We start from the raw sequence: 6,237 nt of genomic DNA, 5'->3' as shown, positions 1-6,237 counted from the left end.
ATCTGATGGCTGCACAACGACTGAGGCGGGAGGTTGTATGACCACCGGCGAGCCTCCCTAGGCTGGCCCCACCTGGAGCAACCACCCGCTCCGAACGTCGCAGCGGGATCGCAAGGGTTTAAACACCAGATTCCCTCACAGGCTCTTGCGCGGGTGATGACGACTCCAAATTCTGATTGCACGACGGGCAGTTGACGCATGAGCGGCATGCGCAAACTGCCTGTCGTGCCAATCTGTCGCAGGATGCAAGTGCTGATTTTCGGAAATTGACTTGACGCCGACCCCAAATCAGAGGCATGATCCGCGGCATCCCGCCTCGGCAAGAGGGGCGTATGCGCTATCGTCACGACACGTGAGGCGGGGATGCGATGGACGCGACAGCGCGTGAGACGAACGCGTTTTTTGGCGGACGCAGAAGTCGTGTGGTCCTGACACCCCGACGCTGGTGTCAAGCGAGCAGAACGATCTGCTCGCGACAGGGGCAAGAAAGCCCGGTCCCTGGGGAGAGCACGAAGGACAGCGTTAAAACCATCAGGGAATGCCGGATGATTTGGCTGAACCTGTGGCAACTGCCGCCAGCTTTTCTATTTGCTGGCGGGCCATGGGTTGCGGCCAGCACCCGGCATTCCCTGCGCCCTCTTCGATTTAGAGGGTCGTTCGCTTCCATGACTCGGGCGCAGCAGCGCCGCGGGAATGCTGGTGCTTGGCGCGAGTGATCCGTATCATTTCTCAATGTCATTGCCCGCGGAAGCGGGCAATCTAGTACGCCGCGGCTTCTCAGTGAAGCACGACTGTGTCTGGATTGCTGGATCGCCCGGCCAAGCCGGGCGACGACAGACGAGTGGTTGTTTGACATCTTGAATCCGAGAGCTCATCCGCCGTCGCGGACGAACTGAAGACACCTTGGCCGAGTCTCTACCCCCTTCGCACACTGGCCCCGCCATCGACCGGCAGCGTCACGCCGGTGACGAAGGAGGCTTCGTCCGAGGCAAGGAACAGCGCCGCATTGGCGACGTCCCAGGCAGTGCCCATCTTCTTGCGCAGCGGCACCTTGCTGTCGCGCTCGGCGGCGACCTCGGCGCGGCTCTTGCCAAACTCCCGGGCGCGGGTCTCGACCGCCATCGGCGTATCCATCAACCCCGGCAGGATGACGTTGGCGCGGATGCCGAACTCGGCGTTCTGATAGGCGAGCTGCTCGGTGAAGGCGATCATCGCCGATTTGGTGGCCTTGTAGGCGACGTAAGGATAGGTGGTGATCGCGGCCATCGAGGAGATGTTGATGATGGCGCCGCTTTGTTGTCGGCGCATGATCGGAATGACATGTTTTGCGGCGAGGATGCAGCTCTTCAGGTTGATCGCGACGACGCGGTCGAACGCCTCCTCGGTGAGCGCAAGCAGTTCGGCATCGCCGCCGCCGAGGCTGACGCCGACATTGTTGTGCAGGATGTCGATCTTGCCCCAGCGGTCGATGGTCTCGGCGACCATTGCCGCGATCTCGGCGTTTTTGGTCACATCGGCCTTGAAGGCGAGCGCGGTGCCGCCCTTGGCCGCGATCAGGTCGACGGTCTCCTGCGCGGAGGCAAGGTGATGGTCGACGCACAGCACTTTGGCGCCTTCACGCGCAAAGGTGAGCGCGGTGGCGCGGCCGTTGCCGATGCCCTCGCCCGGGCTCTGGCCGGCGCCGACGACGATGGCGACGCGGTCTTTCAGACGCATGTTGATCCTCCCTTGCTGCTGCCGCAGAACCAGCGTGCGAAATCATCTGCGCGGCTTGCCGGCCGCGCTGGGGCGGCAGTTGAAGGCGCGGCGAAATCCGGCGGCCTGGGCATCATCCTCGGAGCAGAACCAGCGGTCCGGCCTCGTCGTGCCGGCGTAGCTCAGGCAGCCCTGCAGATGATAGATGCCGACATTGCCGGTGAAACGGGCGCGCGCGGCGAGCTTGGCCTTGATGTTGCAGCTTCCAGGCATGGCGGGATCGTCGGGAAACAGCACGGCGCGAATTTCGGCGTCGCGATCGGCGCGGCAGGCGGCGCCCAAGAGCGCGCTGTCTTTCCTTCCGCCGCGAAAATCCTGCGGGGCGACAAAGCACCCCTTCCAGAGGCCGCGCTTGGCCTCGCGCGCCGCCTTCGCATCGTCGCTGAATTGCGTCTTGCCGAGGGCCTCGACGCTCAAGGCGAGGCCCTGGCTGACCAACTGCTGGTTCAGGCTCAGGCTGTCGCCCTCGACCGTGCAGAGGCCGCCGCGCCGCCTCCTAAAAGTCTTGTCGGCGCCGAGATCGTCGCAATGAACATTGCGGCCGGCAATCAGCCTGGTGAGTTCATCGCGCGCCTCGATGCCGCAGGTCCACGGATCGGCGTGGTCGTCGATGCAGGTCTGGTCGATTTCCGGCGCATCGACGCCGTCGAGGTGGAACGTGGTGTCGCCAAGCTGGATCGTGGCGCCATCGCGGACAATGGCTGTCGCCGCAAGGCCGGGTGCGGGCGAGGAAAGCAGCATGACGAGAACGAAAAACGACCAGATCGGAAACAGGTATCGTCGCAATCGCATGCTTCTCTCGCGCGCGTGCAAGGGGGGCTCGTCGGATGTCTCTTAGCATATCCGCGTGTCGCGACACCAATGCCATCCACGCTTTCCCGGCATGGACGCCCTCTTTTCCGGTGCCTTTACTCGCCACCCGCTCTGATCATATCGTTGCAGGAAGCAAGCGCGATCATCGTCAAAGCGCGCGGGCGGGGAGTTAAATGCTCAGGGATGAATGATCCGGTCGATGTTCTGATCATCGGCGCCGGGGCCTCCGGTGCCGCGGTGGCCTGGAGCCTGGCCGACACCAGGATGCACATCCTCTGCCTGGAGCAGGGCGGCTGGATGAAACCGTCAGACTATCCGAGCAATGGGCGCGACTGGGAAGCGCGTTTCTACGGCGACTATTCGCCGAGCCCGAATATTCGGGCGCGGCCGGAGGATTACCCGATCAACGAGGACAACTCGCCGATCAAGGTTGTCAATTTCAACGGCGTCGGCGGCTCGACCGTGATGTACACCGCGCATTTTCCGCGGCTGCATCCATCGGATTTTCGCGTGAGAACCCTGGATGGCGTCGCCGATGACTGGCCGATCGACTACGACACGCTGGCGCCGTTCTTTGCCGAAAACGACCGCATCATGGGCGTCTCGGGCCTGTCAGGCGATCCCGCGTTTCCGCCGAAGGAGGCGCCGCCGATGCCGCCCTTGCCGCTCGGCCGCTCCGGCACGATCTTCGCGAGAGCGATGAACGAGCTCGGCTGGCACTGGTGGCCGTCGGACACCACGGTTGCGACCGCCGATTACGAAGGCCGCGCCCGCTGCATCAATCTCGGCCATTGCACGCCGGCTTGCGCGCAGGGCGCAAAGGCCTCGACCGACATCACCTATTGGCCGCTGGCGCTGCGCGCCGGCGTCGAGCTGCGCACGCACTGCCGGGTCCGCGAGATCACGACCAATGAGCACGGCATGGCCACGGGCGCCGTCTACTACGACAAGGATGGCGTCGAACAGTTCCAAGGTGCCGAGGTGGTGGTGATCGCCTGTAACGGCGTCGGCACGCCGCGGCTGCTTTTGAACTCCGCCTCGGGACGTTTTCGGAATGGTCTCGCCAATTCGAGCGGGCTCGTCGGCAAGAATCTGATGTTTCACCCCTACGCCCAGCTCTACGGCTATGTCGACGAGCCGACCGACGGCAACCGTGCGCCGCCGACCTGTCTCTGGAGCAAGGAGTTTTACGAAACCGATCCGTCGCGCGACTTCGTCCGCGGTTATGCGCTGCAGTTCGTGCGCGGCTGCGGTCCGATCTTCGAGGCCGTCACCAGCGAGGCCAAGGGGATTTTGCCCTGGGGCGCCGAACACCACGCTGTGTTCCGCCGGCTCAACGGCCATCGGCTCGGCCTCTCGGCGATCTGCGAGGACCTGCCCGAAGAACACAACCGCGTCACGCTCGATCCGGAGCTGAAGGACAGTCACGGCATTCCAGCGCCACGGGTCGACTACACGATCGGCGAGAACTCGGCAAAGATGATCGAGCACGGGCTTGCGCGGGGCAGGGAACTGCTCGCGGCGGCCGGCGCGACCAACATCTGCATCAACAGTCCGATCCTCTATGGCGGCTGGCATCTGCTCGGCACTGCGCGCATGGGCACCGATCCGGCGCGCTCGGTGGTCAATGAATGGGGCCGCACGCACGATGTGAAAAACCTGTTCATCGTCGACGGCAGCGTCTTTGTCACCTCGGGCGGCGTCAACCCGACCTCCACCATTCAGGCCATCGCGCTCTACATTGCAGACCAGATGAAGCAGCGCCTGGCCAATCTGTTCGATTGAGGTGTCGATGTCAGTCGAAATGATCCTCACGCCGGCACAGCGCGACGACCTCCGCGTCGTCGCCGCCATGATGATCCCGGCAAGCGCCGACCATGATGTGCCCGGCGCCGACGATCCGGACATCCAGGCCGACATTCTCGCGACCCTCGGCCGTGACACGGGGGCCGTCGCCGCCGCGCTCGATCATCTGGCGCGCCTCGCCGGAAAGCCTCTGGCCGATCTGGATGACGCGGCGCGCGATGCGGTGGCCAAAGAGTTTCGCGCCACGGGCGGGGCGGCCGCGGCGACGCTCAGCCGCGTCGTGCTGCAATGCTATTATCGCGACGATCGCGTGCTGCGCTCGCTCAATCTCGAACTGCGCGCGCCATTTCCCTTAGGCTACACACTCGAGCAGGGCGACTGGTCGCTGCTCGATCCCGTCAAGGCGCGGCCACCGATGTGGCGGAAGGTGACGTGATGTTTCGGCAGTCCAGTCGTTCCGCCATGACTCGACGCGGCTTGCTCGCGAGCGCCGCGCTGCTGATCACGACGGCAGGCGTCCATGCGCGTATCGTCACAAAAGTGCTGCCGTGGCGGCCGAACGAGGCCTATCCGGTGAAGCCGGTCGTTCCCGGCGGCTACCTGTTCTTCACCGCGGGCGAAGCGGCCGCCGTCGACGCGATCGTTGATCGCCTGATCCCGACCGACGAGCTGGGGCCAGGCGCCAAGGATGCCGGCGTCACCACCTTCATCGACCGCCAGCTCACCGGCCCCTATGGCGGGAACGACTGGCTGTACATGCAGGGACCGTTCTCCGAAAAGCCGCTGCCGACACAAGGCCTACAATCGCCGCTGACGCCGCGCCAGCAATATCGGCTGGGTCTCGCCGCGCTGCATGGCTATTGCACGGCGACCTATGGCGGTCGTGGTTTCATCGCACTCAATCCGGAGGAGCAGGACAAGCTGCTTGCGGCAATGGAGAAGGGCGAGGTCAGCTTTCCGAACTTTTCCAGCCGTACGCTGTTCAGCGCCATCTACGCCAACACGATGGAGGGCTACTTCGCCGATCCGATCTATGGCGGCAATCGCGACATGGCGGGCTGGAAGCTGGTCGGCTTTCCCGGCGTCCGCTACGATTTCCGCGACGTGATCGAGAAGCCGAACGAGGCCTACACGCTGCCGCCGGTCAGCATGCAGGGGCGGCCGGCCTGGGGAGAACGCTGATGGCCCGCCGTCTCCCGCGCAAGGACGTCGTCGTCATCGGGCTCGGCTGGACCGGATCGATCGTCAGCCTCGAACTCGCCCGCAGCGGTCTCGACGTCGTCGCGATCGAGCGGGGTCCGTGGCGCGACACTGCGACCGATTTCAACATCGGCACCGCCGCGGACGAGCTCCGCTACGCCGTGCGTCACGACCTCTTCCTGCGCCCGAAGCAGGAAACGATGACCATGCGCAACAACCCCTCGCAGACCGCGCTGCCGATCCGCAAGTGGGGCAGTTTCCTGCCCGGCAATGGTGTGGGCGGCGCGGGCCTGCACTGGAATGGCCAGACCTGGCGCTTCCTGCCGGATGATTTTCGCATCCACAGCCACATGGTCGAGCGCTACGGCGCGGGTATCCTGCCCGAGGGCAATCACATCCAGGATTGGCCGGTCTCCTATGAGGAACTCGAGCCCTATTACGACAAGTTCGAATATGTCGCCGGCATTTCGGGCAAGGCCGGCAATATCAAGGGCGAGATCCAGAGCGGCGGCAATCCGTTCGAAGGGGCACGGTCGCGGGATTACCCGACACCTCCGATGACGCAGGGCTATGCGCAGGAGCTGTTCACGAAGGCCACGACCGGGCTTGGCCTGCATCCGTTTCCGCGGCCGTCGGGCAACATCTCCGTCGCCTACACCAATT

The 6,237-nt window shown here is 64.4% G+C and carries 5 protein-coding genes and 1 pseudogene; 4 read left to right on the top strand and 2 right to left on the bottom strand.

Annotated elements, in window-relative coordinates; translation table 11 throughout:
• Window positions 1-915: 915 nt before the first annotated feature.
• Both JOZ76_RS26265 and JOZ76_RS26260 read right to left on the bottom strand, forming a co-directional pair.
• Window positions 916-1,716, bottom strand: coding sequence for an SDR family NAD(P)-dependent oxidoreductase (locus tag JOZ76_RS26265; RefSeq protein ID WP_291703573.1), 801 nt, complete (start codon window positions 1,714-1,716; stop codon window positions 916-918).
• 42 nt (window positions 1,717-1,758) lie between these two features.
• Window positions 1,759-2,547 (bottom strand): thermonuclease family protein, encoded by a 789-nt coding sequence (locus JOZ76_RS26260; RefSeq protein WP_291703571.1) that lies wholly within the window; start codon window positions 2,545-2,547, stop codon window positions 1,759-1,761.
• 204 nt (window positions 2,548-2,751) lie between these two features.
• On the opposite strand from JOZ76_RS26260, the gene JOZ76_RS26255 reads away from it, so the two are divergent.
• The 4 genes and pseudogenes from JOZ76_RS26255 to JOZ76_RS26240 all read left to right on the top strand — a co-directional run.
• A complete protein-coding gene (locus JOZ76_RS26255) occupies window positions 2,752-4,353 on the top strand; it encodes a GMC family oxidoreductase (RefSeq protein WP_291703569.1) in 1,602 nt (533 codons plus the stop codon).
• Window positions 4,354-4,360: 7 nt separating this feature from the next.
• Window positions 4,361-4,810: a hypothetical protein gene (locus JOZ76_RS26250; protein ID WP_291703566.1), complete on the top strand. Its 450-nt coding sequence runs from the start codon at window positions 4,361-4,363 to the stop codon at window positions 4,808-4,810.
• Entirely contained in the window at window positions 4,810-5,556 is a 747-nt protein-coding gene (locus JOZ76_RS26245; RefSeq protein WP_291703574.1) for a gluconate 2-dehydrogenase subunit 3 family protein, read from the top strand. Before JOZ76_RS26250 ends, JOZ76_RS26245 begins: the two co-directional genes overlap by 1 nt.
• Window positions 5,556-6,237, top strand: a pseudogene (locus tag JOZ76_RS26240) (GMC family oxidoreductase); the annotation flags it as partial. The gene JOZ76_RS26245 and the pseudogene JOZ76_RS26240, both read left to right, overlap by 1 nt.

Origin of the sequence: Bradyrhizobium sp. (assembly GCF_019244115.1) — a bacterium.
Classification (GTDB): domain Bacteria; phylum Pseudomonadota; class Alphaproteobacteria; order Rhizobiales; family Xanthobacteraceae; genus Bradyrhizobium.
The sequence above is the reverse complement of the archived record's forward strand: the minus strand, read 5'-3'. Positions and strand labels throughout refer to the sequence as shown.